The organism is Caballeronia sp. SL2Y3, from assembly GCF_022879575.1.
Lineage (GTDB): Bacteria > Pseudomonadota > Gammaproteobacteria > Burkholderiales > Burkholderiaceae > Caballeronia.
In genome coordinates, this window is sequence record NZ_CP084260.1 from 39,679 (window position 1) to 66,674 (window position 26,996).

Consider the following 26,996-nt stretch of genomic DNA (forward strand, 5'->3'; position numbering starts at 1 on the left):
CTGTTTCGCTTGTGGCGGGACCTGCCCTACGCTGTTTCGACAAAAGCCCGGACTGATGCCGGGCCGTGCGCGCGTCGCGTTACGCGGGATGCTCGAGTGTCTGCTTCGACAATGCGTTCGATACGAACCGCGCGCACGCCGAAGCCGGCGATCACTCGTAAGAGAAGATGCTGCCGAGCTTGTCCATGCGTTCGAGCGCCATGCCCGAACCGCGCACCACGCAGGTCAGCGGATCTTCGGCGACGAGCACCGGCAAGCCGGTTTCTTCCGCGAGCAGGCGGTCGAGGTCGCGCAGGAGCGCGCCGCCGCCCGTCAGCATCATGCCGCGCTCGGCGATGTCCGCGCCGAGTTCCGGCGGCGTCTGTTCCAGCGCGATCTTCACCGACGAGACGATCTGGTTCAGCGGATCGGTGAGGGCTTCGAGGATTTCGTTGCTCGAAATGGTGAAGCTGCGCGGAATGCCTTCGGACAGGTTGCGGCCCTTGACTTCCATTTCCTTCACTTCCGAGCCGGGGAACGCCGAGCCGATTTCCTTCTTGATGGCTTCAGCGGTTTGCTCGCCGATCAGCATGCCGTAGTTGCGACGGATGTAATTGACGATGGCTTCGTCGAACTTGTCGCCGCCCACGCGCACCGAGCCTTTGTACACGATGCCGCCGAGCGAGATGACGCCGACTTCCGTCGTGCCGCCGCCGATGTCCACGACCATGGAGCCCGTGGCTTCCGAGACCGGCAGGCCCGCGCCGATTGCCGCGGCCATCGGTTCCTCGATGAGATACACCTGCGATGCGCCCGCGCCGTGAGCCGCTTCCTTAATGGCGCGGCGCTCGACTTGCGTGGAGCCGCACGGCACGCAAATGATGATGCGCGGCGACGGCGAGAACATGCGGGATTCGTGTGCAGTCTTGATGAACTGCTTGATCATCTGCTCGGTGACGGTGAAGTCGGCGATCACGCCGTCTTTCATCGGACGAATGGCTTCGATGTTGCCCGGCACTTTGCCGAGCATTTGCTTCGCTTCCTTGCCGACAGCCTGAATGGTCTTCTTGCCGTTCGGGCCGCCTTCTTGACGGATGGAGACGACTGACGGCTCGTCTAGGACGATGCCCTTGCCGCGCATGTAGATCAGCGTGTTGGCGGTGCCGAGATCAATCGCCAGGTCGTTGGAAAAATAGCTGCGCAAAAAGCCGAACATTCAAAAATCCTGTCTCGCTGGTAGCCGTGCCTCGCTAAGAGCGCCGGGGACGGCAGCGGAAAAAATAACGGTTTGCCGGGACGGCGAAACGAGCCGCCGTGAATGCAAATCCGAGCAGAAATCTACCGCGGAATTGAACATGCCACGCAAACGTTTCTCGACGAGGGATGATCCAGGGAGAAAGCCGCTGACAGGTCGATCCGGATGTGGGTCGAACGTGTAATGATACCTTATAATTTGGGGGTTTCTATAGGAAAAGGACGGCACTTTTTGCCATCCTCGGCCCCGCTTCGACGGCTTTCCGCCAGGTTCGTAACTGACTGTTGCAGCGAACGTTTCTGGTGCGGGAGTTGTTCATGTTTTTCTCCGGTGATCCCATGTCATTGACCCTGACCGACGTTAAACGCATCGCGCATCTCGCGCGGCTGGAACTGCCCGACCACGAGGCCGAACCGACGCTTGCGCGGCTCAACGACTTCTTCGGTCTCGTCGAGCAGATGCAGGCGGTCGATACCGCAGGCATCGAGCCGCTCGCGCATCCTATCGACGCCATCGAGGAAGTCGCCCTGCGACTGCGCGACGACGCAGTCTCAGAGCGGATCGAGCGCCAAGAGTTCCAGCGTTGCGCGCCGGCCGTGCAGGACGGGCTTTATCTCGTGCCGAAGGTGATCGAGTGAGCGTGGCGCATCGACTTATCGGAACAACGATCTCGCGCGCGGCGTGACGCGCCGCGCTCATCAGGGAACTGCAATGCATCAGAAAAGCTTGACCGAACTGCGCGCCGCGCTCGACTCGAAGGCGATCTCCGCCGTCGAGCTGGCGCAGTCGTACCTGCAACGCATCGAAGCCGCGAAGGAGCTGAACGCGTTCATCGGCGTGAATCCGGAGCTCACGCTGGAACAGGCGAAAGCCGCCGACGCGCTCATCGCGCAGGGCAATGCCGGTGCGCTCGCCGGCCTGCCCGTCGCGCATAAGGACGTGTTCGTCACGCGCGGCTGGGGCTCGACGGCGGGTTCCCACATGCTGGAGAACTACGCGAGCCCGTTCGATGCCACCGTTGTCGAGCGCCTGAACCGCGCCGGCATGGTGTGTCTCGGCAAGACGAACATGGACGAGTTCGCCATGGGCTCGTCCAACGAGAACTCGTACTTCGGCGCGGTGAAGAACCCGTGGGACCTGAAGGCCGTGCCGGGCGGATCGTCGGGCGGGTCGGCAGCGGCCGTCGCCGCGCGCCTCGCGCCCGCCGCGACCGGCACCGACACGGGCGGGTCCATCCGCCAGCCCGCGTCGTTTACCGGCATCACCGGCATCAAGCCGACGTACGGCCGCGTGTCGCGCTACGGGATGATCGCGTTCGCGTCGTCGCTCGATCAGGGCGGACCGATGGCGCAGACCGCCGCCGACTGCGCGCTGCTTCTGAACGCGATGGGCGGCTTCGACGAGCGCGACTCCACGAGCCTGCAACGCGAGAACGAGGATTACACGCGCTATCTCGGCAAGAACTGGAGCGAGGACGCCGACAAGCCTTTGAAAGGCTTGCGCATCGGCATGCCGAAGGAGTACTTCGGCGCGGGACTCGCCGACGACGTGCGCGCCGCCATCGACGCTGCGCTCAAGCAGTACGAAGCCCTTGGCGCGACGCTCGTCGAAGTCTCGCTGCCGAAGACCGAGCTTTCGATTCCCGTGTACTACATCATCGCGCCGGCGGAAGCGTCGTCCAACCTGTCGCGCTTCGACGGCGTGCGCTACGGGCATCGCGCGGCCGAATACCGCGACCTGCTCGACATGTACAAGAAGTCGCGCGCCGAAGGCTTCGGGCCGGAAGTGAAGCGCCGGATTCTGGTCGGCACGTACGTGTTGTCGCACGGCTATTACGACGCGTACTACCTGCAGGCGCAGAAGATTCGCCGCATCATCGCGCGGGATTTCCAGGAAGCGTTCAAGCAGTGCGACGTCATCATGGGACCGGTCGCGCCGTCGGTGGCTTGGAATCTCGGCGAGAAGACCGACGATCCCGTGCAGATGTACCTCGCCGACATCTACACGCTCTCCGTGAGCCTCGCGGGCCTGCCGGGCATGAGCGTGCCGTGCGGCTTCGGCGCGGGCGCGAATGCGAATCGGCCGGTCGGTCTGCAGATCGTCGGCAACTATTTCAACGAAGCCCGGATGCTCCAGGTCGCCGACGCGTTTCAGCGCGCGACCGACTGGCACCGCAAGGCACCATCGGCATCGGGAGTGTGAACATGCAGTGGGAAGTCGTCATCGGTCTGGAAACGCACGCGCAGCTTTCCACCGTCTCCAAGATTTTCTCGGGCGCGCCCACGCAGTTCGGCGCCGCGCCGAACACGCAGGCAAGTCCCGTGGATCTCGCGTTGCCGGGCGTGCTGCCGGTCATGAACCGCGGCGCAGTCGAGCGCGCGATCCGCTTCGGGCTCGCCATCGGCGCGCACATTGCGCCGCGCAGCATCTTCGCGCGCAAGAACTACTTCTACCCGGATCTGCCGAAGGGCTATCAGATCAGCCAGTACGAGATTCCGGTCGTGCAGGGCGGACAGATCACCATCCACGTGCCGGCCAATGAAAAGGCCGGCAAGGAAGCCTACGAAAAGACCGTCAACCTGACGCGCGCGCATCTGGAAGAAGACGCCGGCAAGTCGCTGCACGAAGACTTCGCGGGCATGACCGGCATCGACCTGAACCGTGCGGGCACGCCGCTGCTCGAAATCGTCACGGAGCCGGAAATGCGCAGCGCCGCCGAAGCGGTCGCGTATGCGAAGGCGCTGCACGGTCTCGTCGTGTGGCTCGGCATCTGCGACGGCAACATGCAGGAAGGCTCGTTCCGCTGCGATGCGAATGTGTCCGTGCGTCCGGTCGGCCAGAAGGAATTCGGCACGCGCGCCGAGATCAAGAACCTGAACTCGTTCCGCTTCCTCGAAGAAGCCATTCAGTACGAAGTGCGCCGTCAGATCGAACTGATCGAAGATGGCGGCACCGTCGTGCAGGAAACGCGTCTGTACGATCCGGACAAGCGCGAAACGCGCTCCATGCGCAGCAAGGAAGACGCGCACGACTACCGCTATTTCCCCGATCCCGATCTGATGCCCCTCGTGATCGAGGAAAGCTGGGTGGCGCGCGTGCGTGACGAGATGCCGGAGCTGCCGGCGGACATGCAGAAGCGCTTCGTCGATACGTACGGCCTGACGTCCTATGACGCCGGCGTGCTCACGTCGTCGAAGGCGATGGCCGCGTACTTCGAAGCGGTCGTCGAGAAGGCGGGCGCGGCGCAGGCGAAGATCGCCGCGAACTGGCTCATGGGCGACGTCTCCGCGCAGCTCAATCGCGAATCGCTGGACATCGCTCAGTCGCCGGTGTCGGCGGCGCAGCTTGCGCTGGTGCTGCAACGCATCGCGGACGGCACCATCTCGAACAAGATCGCGAAGGACATCTTCCAGTCGATCTGGGAAGAGAAGGCCACCGATGAAGCCGCGGCCGACCGCATCATCGAGGCGAAAGGGCTGAAGCAGATTTCGGACACCGGCGCGCTGGAAGCGATCATCGACGAAGTGCTCGCCGCGAATCAGAAGTCCGTCGACGAATTCCGCGCGGGCAAGGAGAAGGCGTTCAACGCGCTGATCGGCCAGGCCATGAAGGCGACGAAGGGCAAGGCCAATCCGCAGCAGGTCAATGAATTGCTGAAGAAAAAGCTGGGCTGAGTCGGCGGCGCATGTCGCGCATGGTCTGCTGATTCAGGAGCGTAAGACTCACGGGCTGTTGCCGGTTGATCTGTGCAGCGGCCCGTTTTTCATTGCTGACGCGGAAAAAACATGGCCAAGAAATCCGACCTGGACGACTATCGCGTTCCGTTCTTCGACGGCGGAAAAAAGCTCAAGGCGTTCGACATCGGTTCAGTCGATCCGTCTCAGAAGCCGTTCTCGACAGGCGCGAAAGACGACGACCGCGCGCGCCTCGCTGAAATCGGCGCGCAGCTGAACGAGTTGCAGGAGAAGCTGCACGCCCAGCGCCGCGAGCGCGTGCTGCTCGTGCTGCAAGGCATGGACACGAGCGGCAAGGACGGCACGGTGCGCGGCGTGTTTCAGGACGTCGATCCGCTCGGCCTGCGCATCGTGCCGTTTCGCGCGCCGACCGAGCGCGAGCTGGCGCACGACTTCCTGTGGCGCGTTCACGCGCAAGCGCCGATGGCGGGCGAACTCGCGATCTTCAACCGCAGCCACTACGAAGACGTGCTCGTGCCGCGCGTGCTGAAGCAAATCGACGACGACGAATGCGAGCGCCGCTATCGCCATATCCGCGAGTTCGAGGCGCTGCTCGCGGATGCGGGCACGACCATCGTCAAATGCTTCCTGCATATCTCGAAGGACGAGCAACGCAAGCGGCTGCAGGCGCGTATCGATGATCCGACGAAGCACTGGAAGTTCGACGTCTCGGACCTCGAGGCCCGCAAGCTGTGGGACGACTATCAGCAGGCGTATTCGGTGGCGCTCGGCGCGACCTCGACGGACTACGCGCCGTGGTACATCATTCCGGGCGATTCGAAGACGCATCGGAACGTGATGGTCGCCGAGCTCGTCTTGCGCACGTTGCAGGGCATGAAGCTCGAATTCCCGCCGGCGAAGGAATCGCTTACGGGCGTGAAGGTCGAGTAACTCAAATCAAGAAGAAAGGAAGCGTATGTTTCGCGTGATCACCGCCAATCTGAACGGCATTCGTTCGGCTGCCAAGAAAGGCTTTTTCGACTGGTTCGGCGAGCAGGCAGCCGACGTGGTCTGCGTGCAGGAAATCAAGTGCTCGCAGGACGACCTGACGCCCGAGTTCCTCGCGCCGCACGGCTTTCAGGGATACTTTCAGCACGCGGTCAAGAAGGGCTACAGCGGCGCGGGCGTCTATGCGCGCCACGAACCGGACGACGTGATCATCGGTTTCGGCAGCGAGGAGTTCGACGCCGAAGGGCGCTACGTGGAAGCGCGCTTCGGCAGGCTTTCGGTGGTGTCGGTGTATGTGCCGTCGGGATCGAGCGGCGATGAGCGTCAGCAGGCGAAGTACCGCTTCATGGACGAATTCATGCCGCATCTCGCCGAGCTTTCGAAAAAGCGCGAAGTCATTCTCTGCGGCGACGTGAACATCGTGCACAAAGAGATCGACATCAAGAACTGGAAGAGCAATCAGAAGAATTCCGGCTGCCTGCCGGAGGAACGCGCGTGGCTCACGAAGCTGTTCGATGAAGTCGGCTATGTGGACGTGTTCCGCACGCTCGACCAGCGGCCCGAGCAGTACACGTGGTGGAGTAATCGCGGTCAGGCGTACGCGAAGAACGTCGGGTGGCGCATCGACTATCATATCGCGACCAAAGAGGTCGCCGCGACCGCGAAAAGTACGTCGATTTTCCGCGACATCAAGTTCAGCGATCACGCGCCGCTGACGATCGACTACGACTGGAAGGTCGGCCGGAAGTGATCACCGCCCGCTCTTCTTGAACCGCCCCATGCCCGCGTAGTTCGGCAACGCATCGATACTCTTGCCGATGGCTTTCGCATAAAGCGGCATCATGTCGGGCATGCGTTTCTCCAGGTCCTGCTTGCGGTCCGGCCCGTACGGATGCATCCAGACGAAACCATTGTCCTCGCGGCGCGTGGCGGTATCGATCTTGTTCCACAGCGTGACGGCGGCGCGCGGATCGTAGCCCGCGCGAGAGGCGATCTCGCTGCCGATCACGTCGGCTTCGGTCTCGTCGGCGGGCGAATAGCGCATGGCGAGCAGTTGATCGCCGATGCCGAGCGGCGTCGAGCCGACATCCGCGAAGCCGAAGAGCTGCGGCATCGTTCCGGCGGTCAGTTGCTCGGCCTGCTGCCGGCCGAGCCGCTCGCGGGCGTGTTCGCGCAGCGCGTGCGCGATCTCGTGGCCCATCATCATGCCGATCTCGTTGTCGTTCAGGTGCAGCTTCTCGATCAAGCCGCTATACACGACGATCTTCCCACCCGGCAGACAGTACATGCGGACCTCGTTCGACCGCACGACGTTGATTTCCCACTTCCAGTTCTTCGAGCGGTCGTTCCACTTGAGCGCGAACGGAATCTCGTGATTCGCGATATCGCGCACGCGTTTCACCAGCGCGTTGTCGTTCGGCAGCAGCCGCTTGTTGCGCTCCGCCTCGTGGATGATGGCGGCGTACGCGTCGGCGGATTGCTGCTCCAGCGCCGCGGGCGGAATGAGATTGCGAAAAAGCGCGGTGTTGCCGAAGCGGATCTGGTTGTCCGGCGCGGTATAAGGCGGGGGAACGCGCTCTTCGTCCTGCGCATGGGCGCACGTCGATGCGAGCGAGGCGCAAGCGAGCGCGCAGACAAGCGTCCGCGCGAGCACGCGGCCCGCACGGTGAGTCGATATGCGCACCGTCATCGTTTTGGTCTCCAGGGCGCGATGATCGGCAACAGTAACATGCCCGGAATCGAGAGCGCGATGCAGACGAGGAAGTATTCGAACCAGCCCGTCCGCGCGACGATAAAGCCGCTCAGCGCGGACACGACCGTGCGCGGCACCGCCGCCAGGCTCGTGAAAAGCGCGAATTGCGTCGCGGTATAGCGCGGGTCAGTGGTGCTCGCGATGTACGCGGTGAACGTGGCGAGCGTGAGCCCTGTGGCGAACGTCTCGAAGCCGTACAGCACCGCGAGCGCGACCGGCGACGGCCCGATCTTCGCGAGCCACGCGAAGCCGAATGTCGCGACGATCTGCAACACGCCGAAAATCCACAGCCCGCGCGCAATGCCGATCTTCACCAGAAACACGCCGCCGATGATGCCGCCCGCGAGGCTCGTCCAGAACGCGACCGTCTTCGCGATCACGCCGAGCTGCATTGTGGTGAAGCCGAGGTCGAGGAAGAACTTGGTGGCGAGCGCGGTCGCCATGGTGTCGCCGAGCTTGTAGAGAAAGATGAAGCCGAGCACGAGAAGCGCGGAGCGCCAGCCGTCGCGTGTGACGAATTCGTGGAACGGCTCGATGACCGCATCGCGCAGACTTTTCGGCGGCGTGCCGTGAACGGCCGGTTCCTTCACGACGAACGTGGTGACGATGCCCGGCAGCATGAACAAGGCCGTCACGATGAAGACCGTCTTCCACGGCAGGAAGCCGGCAAGAATCAGCGCGAGCGATCCCGGCACGAGCCCCGCCACTTTGTATGCATTGACGTGGACCGCGTTGCCGAGCCCCTGTTCGGTGTCCGCGAGCAGTTCGCGCCGGTAAGCGTCGATGGCGATATCCTGGCTCGCGCTGAACAACGCGAGCAGACCGGCGATGGCGGCCACCGTCCAGATGTCCTCACGCGGCGAAACGAAGCCGAATGCGCCGATGGCCAGCGTCACGAGCACTTGCGTGACCAGCATCCAGCCGCGCCGCCGCCCCGGCCGCCAGAACGGCAGGCGCGGCACGTAGCGGTCCATCAGCGGCGCCCAGACGAATTTCCACGTATAAGGCAGCCCGAGCAACGCGAACAGACCGATTTGCTTGACGTCGATGTGCTCTTTCGTGAGCCACGCCTGCAACAGACTCAGCAGCGTGAAAAGCGGCAATCCCGACGTGAAGCCGAGAAACACGCAAATCAGAATGCGCGCGTTGAGAAACGCGTGCCAGCGGGGATGTTCTTCGTGAGCAGTTAGAGCGGGCGCCTCGTGTGGCGTGTCGGGCATGTCGATGTTGGAAAAGCGTTGTCGATGCTTGATGCGCCGGGTCGCATCACCGGCGCTTCACGCGATAGACCGCAAGACTACCACGCCAGTTCGCGCCCCAACGGATGGACTGCCCGCCGTGAAGCACCACGCGGTCCAGAATCTCGATCCCCACTTCCGGCGCGAGCGCCTCGAAGTCCTTGATGGTCAGCACGCGCACGTTCGGCGTGTTATGCCATTGATACGGCAGCGACTTAGACACCGGCATGCGCCCTTGAATGACCGAAAGCCGGTGCGGCCAATAGCCGAAGTTCGGAAACGACACGATGCATTCGCGCCCCACGCGCACTGTCTCGCGCAGGATCGCGGCGGTCTGATGAATGGTCTGCAGCGTCTGCGAGAGGATCGCGAAGTCGAAGCTGTCGTCTTCGAAGAGGCGCAGGCCGTCTTCGAGATTCTGCTGGATCACGTTCACGCCCTTCTGCGCGCAGGCGAGCACGCCGGCGTCGTTGATCTCGATGCCGTAGCCGTTCACTTCCAGCTCTTCCGCGAGCAGCGAGAGCAGCGACCCGTCGCCGCAGCCGAGATCGAGCACGGTCGAGCGCGGTTCCACCCAGCGAGCGATCGCCCGGAAGTCCGAGCGCAGCGCGAGCGAATCAAGCGTGTTCTGGTTCATGCGCCGATCTCCGTGGCAATGCGTTCGTAGTAGGCGCGCATCAGGTTGTGATAGCGCGCGTCGTCGAGCAGGAAGGCGTCGTGGCCGTGCGGGGCGTCGATTTCGGCGTAGCTCACCGTGCGCTTGTTGTCGAGCAGCGCCTTCACGATCTCGCGGGAACGCACCGGCGCAAAACGCCAGTCCGTCGTGAAGCTCGCGATCAGATACTTCGCCTTCGTGCGGGCGAGCGCCTGCGTGAGGTCGCCGTCGTAGGTCTTGGCGGGATCGAAATAATCGAGCGCGCGCGTGATGAGCAGGTACGTGTTGGCGTCGAAGTATTCGGCGAACTTGTCCGCCTGATAGCGCAGATACGACTCCACCTCGAACTCCACGTCGAAGTTGAAGTTGTACGCGTCGAGCGCGCCTTCGGCCCGGCGCAGCGCGCGGCCGAATTTCACGGCCATGTCGTCGTCCGAAAGATACGTGATATGGCCGATCATGCGCGCGACGCGCAGGCCCCGGCGCGGCTTCACGCCGTGCGCGTAGTAGTCGCCGCCGTGGAAGTCGGGATCGGAGAGAATCGCGGAGCGCGCGGTTTCGTTGAACGCGATGTTCTGCGCCGAGAGCTTCGGCGTCGACGCGATCACGATGCAATGCCCGAGCCGCTCCGGGTACATGAGGCTCCACGCGAGCGCCTGCATGCCGCCGAGACTGCCGCCCATCACGGCCGCGAATCGCTCGATGCCGAAGCGGTCCGCCACGCGCGCCTGCGCATGCACCCAGTCTTCCACCGTGACGACGGGAAAGCGCGCGCCGTACGGCTTGCCGGTCGCGCGGTCGATGCTCATCGGCCCCGTCGAGCCGAAGCACGAGCCGAAATTGTTCACGCCGATCACGAAGAAGCGATTGGTATCGAGCGGCTTGCCCGGTCCGACCATGTTGTCCCACCAGCCGACGTCCTTCGGATTGTCGGCGTACACGCCCGCGACGTGATGCGACGCGTTGAGCGCATGGCAGACGAGCACCGCATTCGAGCGCGCGGCGTTGAGTTCACCGTACGTTTCGACGACGAGTTCGTAGTCGCCGAGCGAGCTGCCGCTCTGAAGCACGAGCGGCTCGGAAAAACGCAGAGTTTGGGGAGTGACGATGCCGATGGATTCCATTCATTCCGCCTTTACTGGGCGGCTAAACGGTGTCGGCTGGGCGCGAAGAAGCGGAAGATAGGCGCGGCTGACGACCTCTTTAGCCGCATTTATAGTGAACCGGAGCAATGCCGATGCCCTGGTTCGCGCGCCCGCAATCGAGTCAGCAAATCGGCGCGTGTTCAATTCTGTCAAGCGGTGAAGTATAGCGGAAAACGTAATAAAGCCGCTAATCGTGACGGCGGTCGCCGGCTTGGGTGGCGCGTCGTTTTCTGTCTATATTGTCTAGGCATCGCGCCTTGCCGGGAATCGACATGAAACCGAGTCGCGTCAGACCGCTGAGTCATTTGAAGAGCCGCGCAGCCGAGATGATCCGCAACGTCGTGGAGAGCCGCGAGCCGATGCTGATTACGCAGAACGGCGAAGCGAAGGTTGTCGTGCAGGACGTTCAGTCCTACGAGGACCTGCATCAGACCGTCGCGCTGCTCAAGATTCTGGCGATGGGGCAGAAGTATATCGAGGCGGGACATTGCATCAGCGCGGGCGATTTTTTCGCCGAGATCGAGCGGCTCGACAAGGAAGAGGGCCTCAAATGAAGACCGTCTTTCTCGATCCCGTTCGACAAGACCTGCAGGACTTCCGGCGTTACGTGATCAACAAGTTCGGCGGCACCGCATGGAAAGCGACGCGCGACAAAATAGCGGATGCCGTCGCGGACATCGAGGCTTCGCCGCGCAAGGGCGCGACGCCGCCGGAACTCGTCGACTTTCGCATGACGGGGTATTACGAAGTCGTTAGCGGGACGAACCGAATCATCTACAAGGTCGACGACGACACGATCTACGTGCATCTCGTCGTCGATATGCGTTCGGACCTCGAAGATATTCTCGCGCGGCGTCTGTTCAGGATCTAGCCGGTGGCCGCCCGAGCGCGCCGCCGCGCAGGCCGAGCGTCAGCGCGCGCAACGACTGCACGGTGCGATCCACATAATGCGGCCTGCCCGCGCCCGGCAAGCGCACAGACACCGCGCCCGCCGACGTGCGCGCGGCCGGCAGATGCCCGACTATCCACACGGTCCGAATGCCCAGCCGCCGATAGCTTTTCAGATGCCCGCGCGTGTCTTCGACGAGAATCGCATCGGCGAGACGCACGCGCGCGCGCCGCATCGCACGGCGAAGCATCGGCGCATCGGGCTTCGAGCGCCAGCGATCGCCTTCGCGCATGTCCTCGATGGCGATCACGCGCTCGAATAGCCGCTCGATGCCGAGTTCCGCGAGCACGGCCCGCGCATAGACGGACGGCGCGTTGGTCAGCACGATCTTGCGGCCCGGCAGCGCACGCAGCATGCGGCCGATGCCGCGCTCGGCGCGCAGCATCGACGGAAGATCGGCGAACGTGTGGACGACGTGCAGAAAGTCGGCCGGATCGACGCCGTGATGCTTCACGAGCCCGACGAGCGTCGCGCCGTATCGCACCGTATAGCCGACGCGCAGCCGGTTCGCCTCGTCCACATCGACGCCGAGCCGGTCCATGATGTACTGCGTCATCGCGCGATTGATGGCCGGGAAAATCTGATGCGACGCGTGATGCAGCGTGTTGTCGAGATCGAAGAGCCAGACCGGGACGCGCGGCTCGACGCGGCGGCGGCGGGAAGTGGGATGCGAATTCATTGCGCGAAAAGAAACGCCCGCGCGGAGGCGGGCGTCGTCATGAAATGAGCGGGGCTCAATCAAAGCTCAATGCGAGCGGATCATCGTGCCGAACGGCTGTTCGGTCAGAATTTCGAGCAGCACCGAATGCTCGATGCGCCCGTCGATGATATGCACCGAGCGCACGCCGCTCTTCGCGGCATCCAGCGCCGACGAGATTTTCGGCAGCATGCCGCCCGAGATGGTCCCGTCGGCGAACAGGGCGTCGATCTCGCGCGCCGAAAGGTCCGTGAGCAGATTGCCTTCCTTGTCCATCACGCCGGGAATGTTGGTCATCATGACGAGCTTTTCGGCGTTCAGCACGACCGCCAGCTTGCCCGCGACCAGATCCGCGTTGATGTTGTACGAGAGGCCGTCCTCGCCGAAGCCGATGGGCGAAATGACGGGAATGAATGCGTCGTCCTGCAGCGCCTTCACGACAGCCGGGTTGATGGCTTCGACTTCGCCCACTTGACCGATGTCGATGAACTGCCCGGGATTGTCGCGGTCCGGCATCATCAGCTTGCGCGCGTGGATGAGGCCGCCGTCCTTGCCGGTGAGACCGACCGCGTGGCCGCCGAAGTGATTGATGAGCGTGACGATGTCCTGCTGCACTTCGCCGCCGAGCACCCATTCGACGACTTCCATCGTCTCTTCGTCGGTGACGCGCATGCCTTGGATGAACGTGCCCTGCTTGCCAATTTTCTTCAGCGCCTGGTCGATCTGCGGGCCGCCGCCGTGGACGATCACCGGGTTGATGCCGACGAGCTTCAGCAGAATGACGTCGCGCGCGAAGCCTTGCTTCAGGCGCTCTTCGGTCATGGCATTGCCGCCGTATTTGATCACGACCGTCTTGCCGTGATATTGACGGATATAGGGCAGCGCCTCGGCCAGGATTTCAGCTTTCAGGGTAGGCGCGATCTGCGTGAGGTCGGGAAGGTCGGACATGGCGGCAGTCGAGGCGAAGAGCGTTAAACAGGCGGAATTGTACAGGACCGATGCGAGGCGATATGACGTTTTGCCGCGACGCCGCCCGCGTTTTCCGGCGCCGCCGGCAACGTGCGATCATCGTTCATCGCTCGATGTCACGAATGCGTCACCATGACGAAGCCACCGCTTGCACCGCCCGCGCCGGGCGCCGTCTGCACCCGCTGCGGCGCGACGTTCCGATGCGGCTCGCTTTCGGGCGATGCCGCCTGCTGGTGCGCGTCGCTGCCCGCGTTGCCGGCCGAGCGCCTGCGCGCGGGCGAAGCGTGTCTGTGCCGGGCGTGCCTGCTGGCGGAAATGAAAAAGGCCGGCATTTCGGGTTAGCAGAGCACATGCCGCGCGGGGTGCGACAAATCGCGCCATCGGCGGTTCGGCGGCGCGCGCAAGCGGGATAATGCCGCATGAACCACGACTTGCCGGCGCGCACTTTCGCTGCCGGCGCGCACTCGAAGGCACATGCATCGCATAACGAATACCGGTCGCGTCAACCTCGGCCATCTGTTCTGGCTTCGTTCGCTCGCGATCATCGGCCAGTTGACGACCATCGCCGTCGTGCAGATTTGGCTCGGCGCGAATCTGCCGCTGCCGGCCATGCTGCTCGTGATCGCGCTGGAGATGGTCTTCAACGGGCTGACGTGGCTGCGCGTCGCGCGGGCGCGGCCCGAGACGAATCTCGAACTCTTCGGGCAGATGTGCGTCGATCTCGGCGCGCTGTCGGCCCTGCTCTTCTTGTCGGGCGGCGCGACCAATCCGTTCGTCACGCTGTATCTGCCGTCGCTTGCCATTGCCGCCGCCATTCTCCCGTGGCACATGATGGCGTGCCTCGCGCTCTTCGCCGTCGCGTGTTACGCGCTTCTCAGCTACAACTACGTGCCGCTCAATATCGAGAATCCGGCGAATCTCTTCGACTATTTCCGCCTCGGCCTGTGGGTCAACTTCATGGTGAGCGTGGGCTTGATCGGCTGGTTCGTCGCGCGCATGTCGCGGGCGCTGCGCCTGCGCGACGCCGCGCTCGCCGACGCCCAGCAGCGTCATCTGCGCGATGAACGCGCCGTCGCGCTCGGCGTGCAGGCGGCGACCGTCGCGCACGAAATGGGCACGCCGCTGTCCACCATTGCGATGCTCTCCGAAGAATTGCGCGATGCCGCCGCGCACGACCGCAACCTCGCGCCGTACGCGGACGACTTCGAACTGCTCGAGCAGCAGATGGCGCTCTGCACGTCGGCGCTCGCGCGGCTGCGCAGCCGGGCGAGCGGGCCGTCCAACCGGCAGCCGCTCGACGAATGGCTCGCGAGTTTCATCGAGCAATGGCGGCTGCGGCATCCGCAGGTGAAGTTCGAGCAAGTCGGCGAAGCGCCGGCGACCGCGTCCATCGACGACGCGGTGGCCGTCGGCCAGATTCTCACGATCCTGCTCGACAACGCCGCGCGCGCGAGCAGCGAGTTCGTGACGCTGCAAGCCGTGGCGGAAACGGAAGAGAGTGCGCGGTACGTGCGCTTCGAAGTGTGCGATCGCGGCCCGGGCATTCCGCCCGCGCTGCGCGCGTCGCTCGGCGCGGGTCCTGTCGACAGCACGCAGGGCGGCCACGGCGTCGGGCTCTATCTGGCGTTCGCGGCGGCGGCGCGGCTCAACGGCTCCATCGAACTGTTGGAGGCCGAGCCGCACGGCACGCGTGCCGTGCTCAGGGTGCCGAACCGGGGCGCGGCGGCGGCGCCGGTCGCGGCGGCGCGAACGGAATCGAGCGGCGCGGCGTGAACGCGCTCGGCAAAGAGATACAAGGAGAAATGAACCATGAGCGATAACAACTTCCTGATCATCGACGACGACGAAGTCTTCTCGGGCATTCTGGCGCGCGGGCTGGCGCGTCGCGGCTACACGGCGCATCAGGCGCACAACGCGGAAGAAGCCGTGAAGCTCGCCAATCAGCACAAGTTCGGTCAGATCACAGTGGACTTGCATCTCGGCAACGATTCCGGGCTGCGCCTCGTCGCCCCGTTGCGCGACCTGCAACCGGATGCGCGCATTCTCGTGCTGACCGGCTACGCGAGCATCGCGACGGCCGTGCAAGCGGTGAAAGACGGCGCGGACAACTATCTGGCGAAGCCCGCGAACGTCGAATCGATTCTGCTGGCGCTTCAGGAAGAGGCGAGCGAGCAGACGGCCGAGGAAGCGATCGAGCACCCGACGCTGCTTTCGGTGGCGCGGCTGGAGTGGGAGCATATCCAGCGGGCGCTCGCGGAGAACAACGGCAATATCTCGGCGACGGCGCGCGCGCTCAACATGCACCGGCGCACGTTGCAGCGCAAGCTGGCGAAGAAGCCGGTGCGCCAGTAAGCGGCCGCTGCCATGCAAGAAAACGGCGAACCAAAAAAGAACCGCCCAAGCCGGGGAACGAGGGCGGTAATCGGAGAGTTGCAACGACTTCGTGCATATACATGGGGATATGCACGAACGCAGCATACGTGGCGGCATCGCGCCCTTATATACGATAAATCCGAAAAGTAGGAAGTCTCCTAATCGCCTGCTTGTTAGCAACAAGAAAGGCGTCTTCCATGCCGGCATGCGCGGCGACGTTTCCGTCATATAGCCGGTATCCCGCACTCAAGAACGCGTCGCGAACGCCGTAAAGCCTGCTTGTGCGTGACATGTATCGCGCAACGCCGGCATTGCAGCGGCGAGAAGCGTTGTCCGCGGGCGTCGTCTGCGGGGCGCGGAAGGGAGCCGGCCACCGAATGCGAGCGCGTCCGCTGCGTTCGACGTGTCCGCTCGCGACATACGGAGACATCGATGAAAGGGTTTGACCGCCTGTCGGTCTTGAGCAAGCTGTTGTTGTCGTTCGCGGTCGTGATTCTGTTCACGGCGTGCGTGGGCGGAACCGGCGTGGTGTCGCTTGCCAAGATGCATAGCCTGGTCGAGGAAATCGGCGACCGTCACATGGACGGCCTCTACCGGGCCGAGGAAATCAACAAGCACAAGGTCAACACGGACCTCGACGCCGCCAACCTCACCTTCGCCGACGACGCCGGCAAGCAGAAGCTCAAACACGATATGGGCGAATCGCTCGCCGCGATGCATCGCGCGTTCGAGCGCATGCGCCCGACGCTCTCCACGCCGCAAGGCTCGGCGCTCTACGACGCCGCGAGCCAGTCGGTCGCCGCGTGGGAAGAGATCGTGCAGATGCAGATGGGCGTGAAGCCCATGCCCATCGACGTCGATCAGATGGGGCTGATCGCACGCGCGATTGCGGCGAGCGAAAAGGCGCGCGACGTGCTGGAGCGGCTCGTCGAGTACAAGCGTGCGCGTGCGACGGCGGCGCGCGCGAGCGCGGCCGCGGAGTACGAAACCATGCGCGTCGTGTTGCTCGCGCTCGTTCTGGGCGCGATGGCGGCGGGCGCGGTGCTCGCGGTGGTCATCGGCCGGCGTCTTGCCGCGCAGCTCGGCGGCGAGCCGGCGTATGCGGCGCAGATCGCCAATCGCATCGCGCAGGGCGACCTGACCGCGCGCGTCGAGACGCGTCCCGGCGACGAAAGCAGCATGCTGCACAGCCTCGGCAACATGAGCAGCAAGCTCGCGGAAATCGTCGGCGGCATTCGCCACGCGAGCGAGTCGATTCTGTTCGCATCGCGCGAGATCGCGCAGGGCAACACCGACCTCTCGCAGCGCACCGAGGAACAGGCGGCGTCGCTGGAAGAAACCGCGTCGAGCATGGAGCAGCTCACCGCCACCGTGCGCCAGAACGCGGGCAATGCCGACGAAGCCACCACGCTCGCGCGCGGCGCGTCGGACGTGTCGGCGCGCGGCAGCGAACTGGTCGGCGAAGTGGTCGACAACATGCGCGAACTGGCGGCAGGCAGCAAGCGCATGACGGACATCATCGCGGTGATCGAAGGCATCGCTTTCCAGACGAACATTCTCGCGTTGAACGCAGCCGTCGAAGCGGCGCGGGCGGGCGAGGAAGGGCGCGGTTTCGCGGTCGTGGCGGGCGAAGTGCGCTCGCTCGCGCAGCGCAGCGCGATGTCGGCGAAGGAGATCAAGGAACTAATCGAAGCCTCCACGGCGCGCGTGGGCAGCGGCGCGGCGATCGCCGAGCGCGCCGGCGCGACCATGGCGGAAGTCACGGAAGCGGTGCAGCGCGTGACGGGCATCATGGCGCAGATTTCGGCGGCGTCGCACGAGCAGAGCGCGGGCATCGAGCAGGTGAATCGCGCGGTCGCGCAGATGGATCAGGTGACGCAGCAGAACGCGGCGCTCGTCGAGCAGGCCGCGGCGGCGGCTGGGGCGATGGCGGATCAGGCCGAGCATTTGAAGGGCGCGGTGGCGGTGTTCGAGCTGGAAGGGCGCGCGTAAGCGGACGGCGGCGGGCGCACTGACGGCCCGCGGGCCGGTCCTGGTTCGCGCGTCGTCGCATCACGGGAACGCCGCTTGAAACAGCGTTCGCAGATCACGCACGCAACGTCGCCTGTAGGCGCGCGGAAAGATCCGCATTCGCCCACAGGCTGATGCCGGTGCGCGCGTCGTCGCATTGAGCGAACGCCGCTTGAAACGGCGTTCGCAGGCCGCTGCCGGTTCGCGCAAATCCCGGTCGGAATCACATCCGGCGACCACGCCCGCAACACCACGCGACAACGCCACGCAAGCCCAACCTCCGCGAAACCGCGCCCAACATCGCATAAGCAACACCGATTTTCGGCTCGCTTGCCTCGGTCCAGCCCACTCCGTACACTCGCGCCTGTCCGAAGAATCAAGCGCGCCGCGTGGCCGGCGCATCATCGCCGAGAAGGAGAGCTGCCCATGTCCGATTCCTATTTCCCGCGCTGGCCCGAGCAGCCGAATGCCGAAGGCGGGCGCGTCGTCGGGCCTGACGAGCGCCTGCCCTGGCCGCAAATGATCGCGATGGGCGTCCAGCACGTCGTCGCGATGTTCGGCTCCACCGTGCTCGCGCCGCTCCTCATGGGCTTCGATCCGAATCTCTGCATCTTCATGTCGGGCATCGGCACGCTGCTGTTCTTCGTGCTCGTGGGCGGACGCGTGCCGAGCTATCTCGGCTCCAGCTTCGCGTTCATCGGGCTCGTGATCGCGGTCACGGGCTACTCCGGACACGGCGCGAACCCCAACATTCCGGTCGCGCTCGGCGGCATCATCGCGTGCGGCGTGGCGTATGCGGTCATCGGCGCGATCGTCGCGGCAGTCGGCACGCGCTGGATCGAAGCGCTGATGCCGCCCGTCGTCACCGGCTCGATCGTCTGCGTGATCGGGCTGAACCTCGCGCCTATCGCCGTGAAAGGCGTGAGCGGCAGCAACTTCGATTCGTGGATGGCGCTCGTCACCGTGCTGTGCGTCGGCGGCGTCGCGGTGTTCGCGCGCGGCATGGCGCAGCGCCTGTTGATTCTGATCGGCCTCGCGATTGCGTACATCATCTACGCGGTGCTGACCAACGGCATGGGCATGGGCAAGCCGATCGACTTCGGCATCGTCTCGAACGCCGCGTGGTTCGGCCTGCCGCACTTCACCGCGCCGGTCTTCCAGCCTCAGGCGATGACGCTGCTCGCGCCCATCGCGATCATTCTCGTCGCGGAAAATCTCGGCCACATCAAGGCGGTCGGCGCGATGACGGGACGCAGCCTCGACAAGTACATCGGCCGCGCGTTCATCGGCGACGGGCTCGCCACCATCGTCTCGGGCTTTGCAGGCGGCACGGGCGTGACGACCTACGCGGAGAACATCGGCGTCATGGCGGTCACCAAGATCTACTCGACGCTCGTGTTCGTGATCGCCGCGCTGTTCGCCATCGTGCTCGGCTTCTCGCCGAAGTTCGGCGCGCTGATCCAGACGATTCCTGGCCCGGTGCTCGGCGGCGTGTCGATCGTCGTGTTCGGGCTCATCGCGGTGACGGGCGCGCGCATCTGGGTCGTCAACAAGGTGGACTTCTCCGATAACCGCAATCTGATCGTCGCGGCGGTGACGCTCGTGCTCGGCGCAGGCGATTTCACGCTGAAGCTCGGCGGTTTCGCGCTCGGCGGCATCGGCACGGCGACGTTCGGCGCGATCATTTTCTATGCGATCCTGCGGCGGCGCGGGGCGGGTGTCGTTTGATGTGTGGTTGGCTTCCGCCCGGTGCGGCGCGAAGTCGACGCTCAAGGCGCTGATTCGCGCGTGTCATGGCGTTCGACGCTAATCTCGACGACCATGCTCAAGCGTTGGCTGCGAACTGCGTTGCGCCCGCGCCGAGGCCCAAGCGCCAATACGCTAGCGGCGTCACTCTTCACGCAATTCGAAGGTCTGACGCGTCGTTGGCGCTCGCGGCGCGAACGGTGGCTCGACGCATGAGACACCGTACGCGCGATCATCACAGCAACTTCTGCTTGCGCGTGATTAACGTGTCGTTGGTGCCGATCAGAAACGTCCACGCGCCACTTCCCGCCCGCGCCGAGTCACGAATCACTTTGGCGCGGTTCCGTGCTGCCGCCTGGTCTGACGCGTCGTCGAAGCCAGTAGGCATCACCTTCTGCGATGCGATGGGCGTGCCCCCGCCACGCCGCCCCCTTCAAGCCGTCGTCCCCCGCTTCCGATTCACAATCGCCGTCTCCGAAAGGTCGATCTCCCGCATCAGCTTGTTCAGCGTCTCATCGTTGATCGCCTGATCGGTTCTCAGCCGTAGCAGTTCCGCGCGCTCCGCCCGCAGCGCCGCCATTCTGAGCCGCGTTTCCACGATCTCGCTTCGTCTCGCCGCCACGCGCGGCGCTTCCTCGTCGCCGAGCGATTCCAGCCGCAGCCGGTACGTGTCCATCACGCGGGCCGTCGAATCCGCGCAGCGGGCGGACGCGGCTTCGTCCATGTCGTCGGTGAGCAGCGCGTGCGTTTCGTCGATGGCGCGGATCGCCGCCTGCGCCGCGCGCCGACGCGCGAGCCGCTCCTCGGCCGCATGCGGATTGCGCTCGCGCTTCGCGCCGCGCAGCACCACCGGCAAGCCGACGACCGCAATCAAGAGCGACGCGAGAATCACCGCCGACGCGATGAAAATCGCCAGATCGCGCCCCGCGAGCGCCGCGCCGTTATCGAGCGTGACTGGCAGCGAGAGCACGCCCGCGAGCGTCACCGCGCCGCGCACGCCGCCGATCGTCGTCAGCGCGAGCGTCCGCAAGCCGGGCGCGGCGCTTTCGATGCCGACCTTCGCCGCGCTGCGGCTCGCGACCCAGCGCAGGCAATACACCCACGCGAAGCGCAGCGCATAGAGCGCGAGCACCGTCGCGATCACATAGCCGATCAGAAGACCGACTTGCGCGTTGCCGTCCTGATGCGCCTCGATCAACGCGCGCCCGATGATGTGCGGCAACTGCAAGCCGAGCAGGATGAACACCATGCCGTTGAACACGAACTCGATCATCGTCCACGTGCTCGTCATCCGCACGCGCACGGCGCTCGGAATGGTCGCGCGCAGGCTCTGGATGTTCATCATCATTCCGGCGGAAACGGCCGCGAGGATGCCCGAGCAGCCCGCGCGCTCCGAGATCACATAGGCGGCGAACGGAATCAGCACGGTCAGGATCACGCCCGCGGCGGGGTCGTCGTCTTCGGAAAACTTGAGCACGCGCGCCGGAATCTCGGTCACGATCCAGCTGATCGCCGCGCCGATCGCAAGCCCGCCCACCGAGATCACGACGAAGCTGATGGCCGCCTCGTGCAGCGAAAACACGCCGGTCAGCGCGGCCGCGATGGCGAACTTCAGCGCGACGAGGCCCGAGGCGTCGTTCATCAACGCTTCGCCTTCCAGAATATGCATGAGGTTTGCCGGAATGCGGTTGCGCCCGGCGATGCCCGTGAGCGCGACGGCATCGGTCGGCGAAAGCACGGCCGCGAGCGCGAAGGCGACGGGAAGCGGCATCGCGGGAATCATCCAGTGCAGGAAGTAGCCGAGCGCGCCCACGGTGATGAACACGAGCCCGAGCGCCAGCATGAGAACGGCGCGGCGCGCGAGATACAGCTCGCGTTTCGGAATGCGCCAGCCGTCCGCGAACAGCAGCGGTGGGATGAACAGCAGCATGAACAGTTCGGGATCGAACGTGACATGCAGCCGGAAGCCGGGCCACGCGAGCATCGCGCCGATGGCGATCTGAATGAGCGGCAGCGGCAGCTTGACCGGCAGCAGGCTGAGACCGACGCCGGATAGCGCCACGATCATCAGCAGGATGAGAACGGTGAAGACGATTTCCATGCCGGATGCGGACGCGCGGGCGTCCGTTCATTTTCGAGACGACGCGAGAGTGTAGCCCGACGCTTGGTCCACGGCATGTTTTGCGCGACGCACTTGCGCGGTGCGCGTGCATGCGTTCGCCGCCCGCTCGCGGTGCACGAAGCCTGCGAACGCCCGACAAACACGGCGGCTTCCCGCGCATGGACCTTGCTTTATCGACTGCCACGGGACGCGAGACTCCCGACGAGATCATCGAGGGCTGTTCTTATGAAAACGGTATCGGGCGGGACCGGCGCGGGGCCGGAGCAGGAAGCGCGCGGCACGCGCGCGAGGGCATCCACATGGTGATCGCCAATCCCGAAAAGACGACACTCTCCGCGCGCAGCTTCGAACTCGGCGTGATGTCGGGTTTGGACCGCTATTCGGTCGAGCATGGCGAGTGGACGCTCTCGAGCGTCTTCCAGCCGGTGTTCAGCCTTTCGCACATGCGCGCGGTCGGCTACGAAGGACTGCTGCGCGCGCACGACGCGCTCGATCGCCCGGTGCCGCCGGTCGATGTGTTCGCGCAGGCGTCGCGCGTCGGCGAAGCCTTGCAGATCGACCGCCTCGCGCAGGCGCTGCATCTCGAAAACTTCAAGATGCTCGGCGCGCAGAACGAATGGCTGTTCCTCAACGTGCATCCCGGCGCGCTGACCGAGCCGTATCACGCGGCCGCGCTGCTCGCCAATCTGAAGCGGCTGCATATCGAGCCGCGCCGCGTCGTGCTCGAAGTGCTGGAGCAGAGCGCCGGGGACATCGAGCGTCTCGCGCAGGCGGTGCAGCAGTTCCGCGAGCACGGCTTTTTGATCGCGCTCGACGACTTCGGCGCGGGACACACGAACATCGAACGGATCTGGCAACTCGATCCGGATATCGTCAAGCTCGACCGCGTGATGCTGTCGCACGCCGGCCACAACGTGCATGCGCCGCTGTCGGAGCGCACGCGCAAGCAGCGGCGCAACATGGAAGCGGTGCTGTCGGGCATCGTCTCGCTGCTGCACGAGGCGGGCAAGCTCGTGCTGATCGAGGGCGTCGAAACCGAGCACGAGGCGCAGCTTGCGCTCGCGAGCGGCGCGGACTTCGTGCAGGGCTTTTTCTTCGCGCGGCCGCATCCGGGACTCGCGGACGGCGTGCATGCGCAGAACATCATCGGCGAATTGACGGAGCGGTATCGCTTGCAGACGGAAGCGCGCGAGCGGCGTGTCGCGACGCGGCTTCAGCCCTACGTGCGGGCGTTCGAGCGCGCGGCGGAACGGCTCGCGGCGGGCGAACCGCTCGACGAAGTGTGCTGGAACTTCCTCGCGCTCGATCACGCCGCGCGCTGCTTCCTGCTCGACCAGAACGGCCGGCAGTCGGGCCGCAATGTCGTGTTGCGCGCCGACCGCGCCGCGCACGAAGCGCGCTTTCTGCCGCTCGTCGATGCGCAGGGCGCGAACTGGCTGCGTCGTCCGTACTTTCGCGCGGCGCTCGGCGACCCCGAGCGCGTGCACGTGACGAAGCCGTATCTTTCGATCAACGAGGCGATGCCGTGCGTCACGCTTTCGGTCGAGACGCGCTCCGGCGGCAAGCGCTGCGTGCTGTGCGGCGACATCGACTGGCTGCCGGACGACGACGCCGACTGACTTCGCTCACTTCGCGACGACCACCGGAATGCCCTTCAGCGACGACGCGCCTTTCATCGCTTCGATGGACGCGCGCACGGCATCGCCCGTCGCCGCCTCGATGCCGAGCCGCGCGACGAGTTCGCGCTCGCTGCGTTTGACCATCGCGAGATTCGCGAGCTTCACGTGACCGTAGCCGCGCACGCGCTCGAAGAGCGCGGCGAGCGCCGCGACATCCTTGGCGTTGGCGGCGTCGAGTTTGGCGAGCGCGCGCTGCATCGTGATTTCGTAGTCCTTGGCGAGTTGGCGTTCCATGCGGCGTTCGAGCGTTCTGCCGAACGGATCGAGAGCCGTGCCGCGCAGCGCGCGCAGCTTCGACAGGCCGCCGAGCACCGGCCACATCCACTGGCCGAAGGTTTTCTTCTTCGGCGCGCCGTGCGACAACGCGGGCGGCGCGAGGTTGAACTTCACGGTGTAGGCGTCGCCGGGCGCGCCTTCGAACTGCGCGGCGAGCGCCGCGCGGAACGCCGGGTCCGCGTGCAGGCGCGCGACTTCGTATTCGTCCTTCACCGCGAGCAGCTTGTAGAACGTGATCGCCACGGCGCGCTTCACGTCTTCATTGACCGACGCCTGCGCGATCAGCGAACGATATCGCTCGACGTGTTTCGCGCCGCCGTACGCGCGAAGCCGTTGCTCGCGGTCACGGATCAGATCCGCAAGCGGCATGTCCGCCATCGCGACGCGCTTCTGCTGCGCTGAGGACGCGAGCGCATCGAGCGCATTCATATCCGCCGCCGCGAGCCGGCCGATCGCGAAGGCCAGCTTGTTCGCGGCGACCGCCACGTTGTTCAGTTCGAGCGCGCGCATCAACGCGCCGTGCGACACGGGCACGAGCCCGAGTTGCCACGCGAAGCCGAGCATCACGATATTCGCGCCGATGGTGTCGCCGAGAAAGCGCGTCGCGAGCGCTTGCGCGTCGCAGGTTTGCAGGGCATCGGCGGCATCCGCGCCGGCCGCGTGGCGCATCTTGTCGAGCAGCGCGTCGGCGTGCAGATTGGCGTCCGGGTTCTGCACGAAGCTCGCGTTCGGAATGGCGTGCGTGTTGACGACGATCTTCGTCCGGTCATGCCGCACCGTTTGCAACGCTTCGGGACTCGCGCCGACGACCATATCGCAGGCGAGCAGCAAGTCGGCCTGCTGGGTGTCGATGCGCACTTGGTTAAGCAGCGGGTCCTCGCTCGCCACGCGCACGAACGACAGCACCGAGCCGCCTTTCTGCGCGAAGCCCATGAAATCGAGCACCGACGCGCTCTTGCCCTCCAGATGCGCCGCCATGCTGATGAGCGCGCCGACCGTGACGACGCCCGTGCCGCCCACGCCCGTCACCAGCATGTCGTACGGCGCGTGATCGAGATGCGCGCGCGGCGGCGGCAGCGCATCGACGCGGCGCGCAAGTTCGGCGGGATCGAACGCGTGGCCGTCCGCTTTCTTCAGCTTCGCGCCTTCCAGCGTGACGAAGCTCGGGCAGAAGCCGTTCACGCACGAATAGTCCTTGTTGCACGACGACTGATCGATGCGGCGCTTGCGTCCCAGTTCCGTTTCGACCGGCTCGACGGAAAGACAATTGGACTGCACGCCGCAATCGCCGCAGCCTTCGCACACAGCTTCGTTGATGAAAAGGCGCTTGTCCGGATCGGGGAACTCGCCCTTCTTGCGGCGGCGGCGCTTTTCGGCGGCGCACGTCTGGTCGTAGATCAGCACGGTCACGCCGGGCGTTTCGCGCAGGCGGCGCTGCACGGCATCCAGTTCGCTGCGGTGATGAAAGGTCGTGCCGCGCGGGAACTGGTCTTCGTGGCCTTCGTACTTCTCGGGCTCGTCGCTGACCACGACCAGCAGCGCGATGCCTTCCGCCTCCACTTGCCGCGCGATCTGCGGCACGGAAATGCTGCCGTCGACCGGCTGGCCGCCCGTCATCGCGACGGCATCGTTATAGAGAATCTTGTACGTGATGTTGGCTTTCGCGGCCACGGCCTGACGGATAGCGAGAATGCCCGAGTGAAAGTACGTGCCGTCGCCGAGATTCTGGAAGACGTGCGGCGTCTTTGTGAACATCGCGTGCGAAGCCCAGTCGACGCCTTCGCCGCCCATCTGAATGAGGCCGGTCGTGTCGCGCTCCATCCACGACGCCATGAAGTGACAGCCGATGCCCGCCTGCGCGACCGAGCCTTCCGGCACATTCGTCGACGTGTTGTGCGGGCAGCCCGAGCAGAAGTAGGGCGTGCGCTTCACGGCATCGGCGATATTGGACAGAATCTGCGGCGCGACGAGATCGACCACTTTGTCGCGGCGGTCGAGCGCCGGCTTGTGGCGCGCGAGCCATTGCGCGAACACCGGCAGCACGCGCGAGGGCCGCAATTCGCCGAGCGCGGAGAGCAGCGGCGCGCCGTCCTGCGTCGTCTTGCCGATCACGACCGGCCGCGCGCCTTGCGCGCGGTTGTACAGATGATCCTTGATCTGCTGCTCGACGACCGGCCCCTTCTCCTCGATCACGAGCACTTCCGCGAGCCCTTCGACGAACGCATCGAGGCGCGTGGTTTCGAGCGGAAACGACAGCCCGACTTTGTAGATGCGCACGCCGGCGGCGTCCAGATCGTCCACGGTCAGGTCGAGACGGCGCAGCGCCTCCATCAGATCGAGATGCGCCTTGCCGCACGTCACGATGCCGACGTTCGCAAGCGGACTCGGCGCGATCCACTTGTCGATGCTGTTGGTCCGCGCGAAGTGGCGCACGGCGTCGAGCTTCGCGTGCAGGCGCGCTTCGATCGTGAGGCTCGGCAAATCCGGCCAGCGGTTATGCAGGCCGCCCGGCGGCGGCGTGAAGCCATCGGGCGCGGTCCAGTCGGTCTTCAGCGCATCGAGATCGACGGTCGAGCCGGATTCGACCGTCTCGGAAATGGCCTTGAAGCCGACCCACGCGCCCGAAAAGCGCGAGAGCGCCCAGCCGTACAGCCCGAATTCGAGCATGTCCGCCACGTTCGACGGATTCACCACCGGCATGTGCCACGCGATCATCGCCTGATCGCTTTGATGCGGCATCGACGACGAGACGCAGCCGTGGTCGTCGCCCGCCACGACGAGCACGCCGCCGTGCGGAGACGAGCCGTACGCGTTGCCGTGCTTGAGCGCGTCGCCCGCGCGGTCCACGCCCGGACCCTTGCCGTACCACATCGCGAAGACGCCATCGACGGTGCGCTCCGGATCGCTCTCGACGCGCTGCGTGCCGAGCACGGCGGTGCCGCCGAGTTCTTCGTTGATCGCGGGCAGAAAGCGCACGTCATGCGACGCGAGCAGCTTTTTCGCCTTCCACAGTTGCTGATCGACCATGCCGAGCGGCGAGCCGCGATAGCCGCTAATGAACCCGGCCGTGTTCAGATGCGCGGCGCGGTCGAGCGCGCGCTGCATCAACACGAGACGCACCAGCGCCTGCGTGCCCGTCAGAAAGATTCGGCCGCCCGTGGCGCTCAGGTTGTCGGCGAGTTGATAGTCGGACAGCGCGGGTTCGTTGAGGCGAGGCGACAGGGCATCGGCGGGGACGCGTGCGTTCATGGTTGTCTCGTTCTTTGAATGTGAGGCGGGTCTGTGAGGCGATACATCATTCTTTGTCACCGAAAGCGGAATGTTTTTTCGCACTCGCTTCAATTCGGCAGGTGTTGAGAAACGACGCAGGCTTTTTCGATATAAACGGGAGAAATCTGCTCGATCTGGGCGCGCGTCGGCGTAAACCCGCAGCCGTGCCGCTCACGTGGCGGCGCTGATTGGGACTAA

At 64.9% G+C, this 26,996-nt stretch carries 23 protein-coding genes; 13 read left to right on the forward strand and 10 right to left on the reverse strand.

Going from position 1 to position 26,996, the window contains the following annotated elements; all coding sequences use genetic code 11:
- Positions 1–151: 151 nt before the first annotated feature.
- Positions 152–1,195, reverse strand: coding sequence for a rod shape-determining protein (locus tag LDZ26_RS00185; RefSeq protein WP_004189550.1), 1,044 nt, complete (start codon positions 1,193–1,195; stop codon positions 152–154).
- Positions 1,196–1,572: 377 nt separating this feature from the next.
- Here LDZ26_RS00185 and gatC point away from each other — a divergent pair, with 377 nt between their 5' ends.
- The 5 genes from gatC (at position 1,573) to LDZ26_RS00210 (ending at position 6,667) form a co-directional block, all read left to right on the forward strand.
- Positions 1,573–1,872, forward strand: coding sequence for an Asp-tRNA(Asn)/Glu-tRNA(Gln) amidotransferase subunit GatC (gene gatC, locus LDZ26_RS00190; RefSeq protein WP_244847644.1), 300 nt, complete (start codon positions 1,573–1,575; stop codon positions 1,870–1,872).
- A 73-nt stretch (positions 1,873–1,945) separates the two neighbouring features.
- The gene (gene gatA / locus LDZ26_RS00195; protein ID WP_244847645.1) at positions 1,946–3,436 is read left to right on the forward strand and encodes an Asp-tRNA(Asn)/Glu-tRNA(Gln) amidotransferase subunit GatA; all 1,491 of its coding nucleotides are present in this window, start codon (positions 1,946–1,948) and stop codon (positions 3,434–3,436) included.
- 2 nt (positions 3,437–3,438) lie between these two features.
- A complete protein-coding gene (gene gatB / locus LDZ26_RS00200; RefSeq protein ID WP_175938928.1) occupies positions 3,439–4,908 on the forward strand; it encodes an Asp-tRNA(Asn)/Glu-tRNA(Gln) amidotransferase subunit GatB in 1,470 nt (489 codons plus the stop codon).
- Positions 4,909–5,019: 111 nt separating this feature from the next.
- Positions 5,020–5,859 carry a PPK2 family polyphosphate kinase gene (locus LDZ26_RS00205; protein WP_244847646.1) on the forward strand — a complete coding sequence of 280 codons (840 nt, stop codon included), beginning with the start codon at positions 5,020–5,022 and terminating at the stop codon, positions 5,857–5,859.
- Positions 5,860–5,884: 25 nt separating this feature from the next.
- Positions 5,885–6,667: an exodeoxyribonuclease III gene (locus LDZ26_RS00210; RefSeq protein ID WP_244847647.1), complete on the forward strand. Its 783-nt coding sequence runs from the start codon at positions 5,885–5,887 to the stop codon at positions 6,665–6,667.
- On the opposite strand, the gene LDZ26_RS00215 is transcribed toward LDZ26_RS00210, so the two are convergent.
- The 4 genes from LDZ26_RS00215 to LDZ26_RS00230 are packed head-to-tail and all read right to left on the reverse strand — an operon-like array spanning position 6,668 to position 10,686.
- Positions 6,668–7,606, reverse strand: coding sequence for a M48 family metallopeptidase (locus LDZ26_RS00215; protein ID WP_244847648.1), 939 nt, complete (start codon positions 7,604–7,606; stop codon positions 6,668–6,670).
- Positions 7,603–8,889, reverse strand: a complete 1,287-nt coding sequence (locus tag LDZ26_RS00220; RefSeq protein WP_244847649.1) for an AmpG family muropeptide MFS transporter — start codon at positions 8,887–8,889, stop codon at positions 7,603–7,605. Before LDZ26_RS00220 ends, LDZ26_RS00215 begins: the two co-directional genes overlap by 4 nt.
- Before the next feature lie 46 nt (positions 8,890–8,935).
- Positions 8,936–9,544 (reverse strand): methionine biosynthesis protein MetW, encoded by a 609-nt coding sequence (metW, locus tag LDZ26_RS00225; protein ID WP_244847650.1) that lies wholly within the window; start codon positions 9,542–9,544, stop codon positions 8,936–8,938.
- Positions 9,541–10,686, reverse strand: a complete 1,146-nt coding sequence (locus LDZ26_RS00230; RefSeq protein ID WP_244847651.1) for a homoserine O-acetyltransferase — start codon at positions 10,684–10,686, stop codon at positions 9,541–9,543. Before LDZ26_RS00230 ends, metW begins: the two co-directional genes overlap by 4 nt.
- A gap of 293 nt (positions 10,687–10,979) precedes the next feature.
- Here LDZ26_RS00230 and LDZ26_RS00235 point away from each other — a divergent pair, with 293 nt between their 5' ends.
- A complete protein-coding gene (locus LDZ26_RS00235; RefSeq protein ID WP_175938940.1) occupies positions 10,980–11,261 on the forward strand; it encodes a type II toxin-antitoxin system Phd/YefM family antitoxin in 282 nt (93 codons plus the stop codon).
- Positions 11,258–11,578: a type II toxin-antitoxin system RelE/ParE family toxin gene (locus LDZ26_RS00240; RefSeq protein WP_175938941.1), complete on the forward strand. Its 321-nt coding sequence runs from the start codon at positions 11,258–11,260 to the stop codon at positions 11,576–11,578. The genes LDZ26_RS00235 and LDZ26_RS00240 overlap by 4 nt, the downstream gene beginning before the upstream one ends.
- Here LDZ26_RS00240 and LDZ26_RS00245 read toward each other — a convergent pair.
- Entirely contained in the window at positions 11,568–12,335 is a 768-nt protein-coding gene (locus LDZ26_RS00245; protein WP_244847652.1) for a pyrimidine 5'-nucleotidase, read from the reverse strand. The two genes, LDZ26_RS00240 and LDZ26_RS00245, sit on opposite strands and share 11 nt — an antisense overlap.
- Before the next feature lie 66 nt (positions 12,336–12,401).
- On the reverse strand, positions 12,402–13,301 hold the full coding sequence (gene argB, locus LDZ26_RS00250; RefSeq protein WP_159837600.1) for an acetylglutamate kinase: 900 nt from the start codon (positions 13,299–13,301) through the stop codon (positions 12,402–12,404).
- A gap of 153 nt (positions 13,302–13,454) precedes the next feature.
- On the opposite strand from argB, the gene LDZ26_RS00255 reads away from it, so the two are divergent.
- The 5 genes from LDZ26_RS00255 (at position 13,455) to LDZ26_RS00275 (ending at position 19,433) form a co-directional block, all read left to right on the forward strand.
- Positions 13,455–13,664 (forward strand): cysteine-rich CWC family protein, encoded by a 210-nt coding sequence (locus LDZ26_RS00255; protein ID WP_244847653.1) that lies wholly within the window; start codon positions 13,455–13,457, stop codon positions 13,662–13,664.
- 132 nt (positions 13,665–13,796) lie between these two features.
- Positions 13,797–15,095, forward strand: coding sequence for an ATP-binding protein (locus LDZ26_RS00260; protein WP_244847654.1), 1,299 nt, complete (start codon positions 13,797–13,799; stop codon positions 15,093–15,095).
- 36 nt (positions 15,096–15,131) lie between these two features.
- Positions 15,132–15,674: a response regulator transcription factor gene (locus LDZ26_RS00265; protein WP_244847655.1), complete on the forward strand. Its 543-nt coding sequence runs from the start codon at positions 15,132–15,134 to the stop codon at positions 15,672–15,674.
- Positions 15,675–16,127: 453 nt separating this feature from the next.
- Positions 16,128–17,687, forward strand: coding sequence for a methyl-accepting chemotaxis protein (locus LDZ26_RS00270; protein WP_244847656.1), 1,560 nt, complete (start codon positions 16,128–16,130; stop codon positions 17,685–17,687).
- Between the two features lie 444 nt (positions 17,688–18,131).
- Positions 18,132–19,433, forward strand: a complete 1,302-nt coding sequence (locus LDZ26_RS00275; RefSeq protein WP_244847657.1) for a solute carrier family 23 protein — start codon at positions 18,132–18,134, stop codon at positions 19,431–19,433.
- Positions 19,434–19,686: 253 nt separating this feature from the next.
- Here LDZ26_RS00275 and LDZ26_RS00280 read toward each other — a convergent pair whose 3' ends face one another.
- Positions 19,687–19,839 (reverse strand): hypothetical protein, encoded by a 153-nt coding sequence (locus LDZ26_RS00280; protein ID WP_244847658.1) that lies wholly within the window; start codon positions 19,837–19,839, stop codon positions 19,687–19,689.
- Positions 19,840–19,884: 45 nt separating this feature from the next.
- Positions 19,885–21,552, reverse strand: a complete 1,668-nt coding sequence (locus tag LDZ26_RS00285; RefSeq protein ID WP_244847659.1) for a Na+/H+ antiporter — start codon at positions 21,550–21,552, stop codon at positions 19,885–19,887.
- Between the two features lie 320 nt (positions 21,553–21,872).
- Between LDZ26_RS00285 and LDZ26_RS00290 the strand changes: the two genes are divergently transcribed.
- Positions 21,873–23,192, forward strand: a complete 1,320-nt coding sequence (locus LDZ26_RS00290) for an EAL domain-containing protein (protein WP_244849180.1) — start codon at positions 21,873–21,875, stop codon at positions 23,190–23,192.
- Positions 23,193–23,198: 6 nt separating this feature from the next.
- On the opposite strand, the gene LDZ26_RS00295 is transcribed toward LDZ26_RS00290, so the two are convergent.
- Entirely contained in the window at positions 23,199–26,777 is a 3,579-nt protein-coding gene (locus LDZ26_RS00295) for an indolepyruvate ferredoxin oxidoreductase family protein (RefSeq protein WP_244847660.1), read from the reverse strand.
- Positions 26,778–26,996: the final 219 nt, after the last annotated feature.

Excerpts from the sequence above, each read along its gene's own strand:
- argB (WP_159837600.1), bottom strand. The coding sequence starts at position 13,301 with ATGTCCGACCTTCCCGACCTCACGCAGATCGCGCCTACCCTGAAAGCT.
- gatA (WP_244847645.1), top strand. The coding sequence starts at position 1,946 with ATGCATCAGAAAAGCTTGACCGAACTGCGCGCCGCGCTCGACTCGAAG.
- LDZ26_RS00295 (WP_244847660.1), bottom strand. The coding sequence starts at position 26,777 with ATGAACGCACGCGTCCCCGCCGATGCCCTGTCGCCTCGCCTCAACGAA.
- LDZ26_RS00260 (WP_244847654.1), top strand. The coding sequence starts at position 13,797 with ATGCATCGCATAACGAATACCGGTCGCGTCAACCTCGGCCATCTGTTC.
- LDZ26_RS00215 (WP_244847648.1), bottom strand. The coding sequence starts at position 7,606 with ATGACGGTGCGCATATCGACTCACCGTGCGGGCCGCGTGCTCGCGCGG.
- LDZ26_RS00220 (WP_244847649.1), bottom strand. The coding sequence starts at position 8,889 with ATGCCCGACACGCCACACGAGGCGCCCGCTCTAACTGCTCACGAAGAA.
- gatC (WP_244847644.1), top strand. The coding sequence starts at position 1,573 with ATGTCATTGACCCTGACCGACGTTAAACGCATCGCGCATCTCGCGCGG.
- LDZ26_RS00245 (WP_244847652.1), bottom strand. The coding sequence starts at position 12,335 with ATGAATTCGCATCCCACTTCCCGCCGCCGCCGCGTCGAGCCGCGCGTC.
- LDZ26_RS00290 (WP_244849180.1), top strand. The coding sequence starts at position 21,873 with ATGGTGATCGCCAATCCCGAAAAGACGACACTCTCCGCGCGCAGCTTC.
- LDZ26_RS00285 (WP_244847659.1), bottom strand. The coding sequence starts at position 21,552 with ATGGAAATCGTCTTCACCGTTCTCATCCTGCTGATGATCGTGGCGCTA.
- LDZ26_RS00275 (WP_244847657.1), top strand. The coding sequence starts at position 18,132 with ATGTCCGATTCCTATTTCCCGCGCTGGCCCGAGCAGCCGAATGCCGAA.
- metW (WP_244847650.1), bottom strand. The coding sequence starts at position 9,544 with ATGAACCAGAACACGCTTGATTCGCTCGCGCTGCGCTCGGACTTCCGG.
- LDZ26_RS00235 (WP_175938940.1), top strand. The coding sequence starts at position 10,980 with ATGAAACCGAGTCGCGTCAGACCGCTGAGTCATTTGAAGAGCCGCGCA.
- LDZ26_RS00255 (WP_244847653.1), top strand. The coding sequence starts at position 13,455 with ATGACGAAGCCACCGCTTGCACCGCCCGCGCCGGGCGCCGTCTGCACC.
- LDZ26_RS00230 (WP_244847651.1), bottom strand. The coding sequence starts at position 10,686 with ATGGAATCCATCGGCATCGTCACTCCCCAAACTCTGCGTTTTTCCGAG.
- LDZ26_RS00265 (WP_244847655.1), top strand. The coding sequence starts at position 15,132 with ATGAGCGATAACAACTTCCTGATCATCGACGACGACGAAGTCTTCTCG.
- LDZ26_RS00270 (WP_244847656.1), top strand. The coding sequence starts at position 16,128 with ATGAAAGGGTTTGACCGCCTGTCGGTCTTGAGCAAGCTGTTGTTGTCG.
- LDZ26_RS00210 (WP_244847647.1), top strand. The coding sequence starts at position 5,885 with ATGTTTCGCGTGATCACCGCCAATCTGAACGGCATTCGTTCGGCTGCC.
- gatB (WP_175938928.1), top strand. The coding sequence starts at position 3,439 with ATGCAGTGGGAAGTCGTCATCGGTCTGGAAACGCACGCGCAGCTTTCC.
- LDZ26_RS00280 (WP_244847658.1), bottom strand. The coding sequence starts at position 19,839 with ATGCCTACTGGCTTCGACGACGCGTCAGACCAGGCGGCAGCACGGAAC.
- LDZ26_RS00240 (WP_175938941.1), top strand. The coding sequence starts at position 11,258 with ATGAAGACCGTCTTTCTCGATCCCGTTCGACAAGACCTGCAGGACTTC.
- LDZ26_RS00185 (WP_004189550.1), bottom strand. The coding sequence starts at position 1,195 with ATGTTCGGCTTTTTGCGCAGCTATTTTTCCAACGACCTGGCGATTGAT.
- LDZ26_RS00205 (WP_244847646.1), top strand. The coding sequence starts at position 5,020 with ATGGCCAAGAAATCCGACCTGGACGACTATCGCGTTCCGTTCTTCGAC.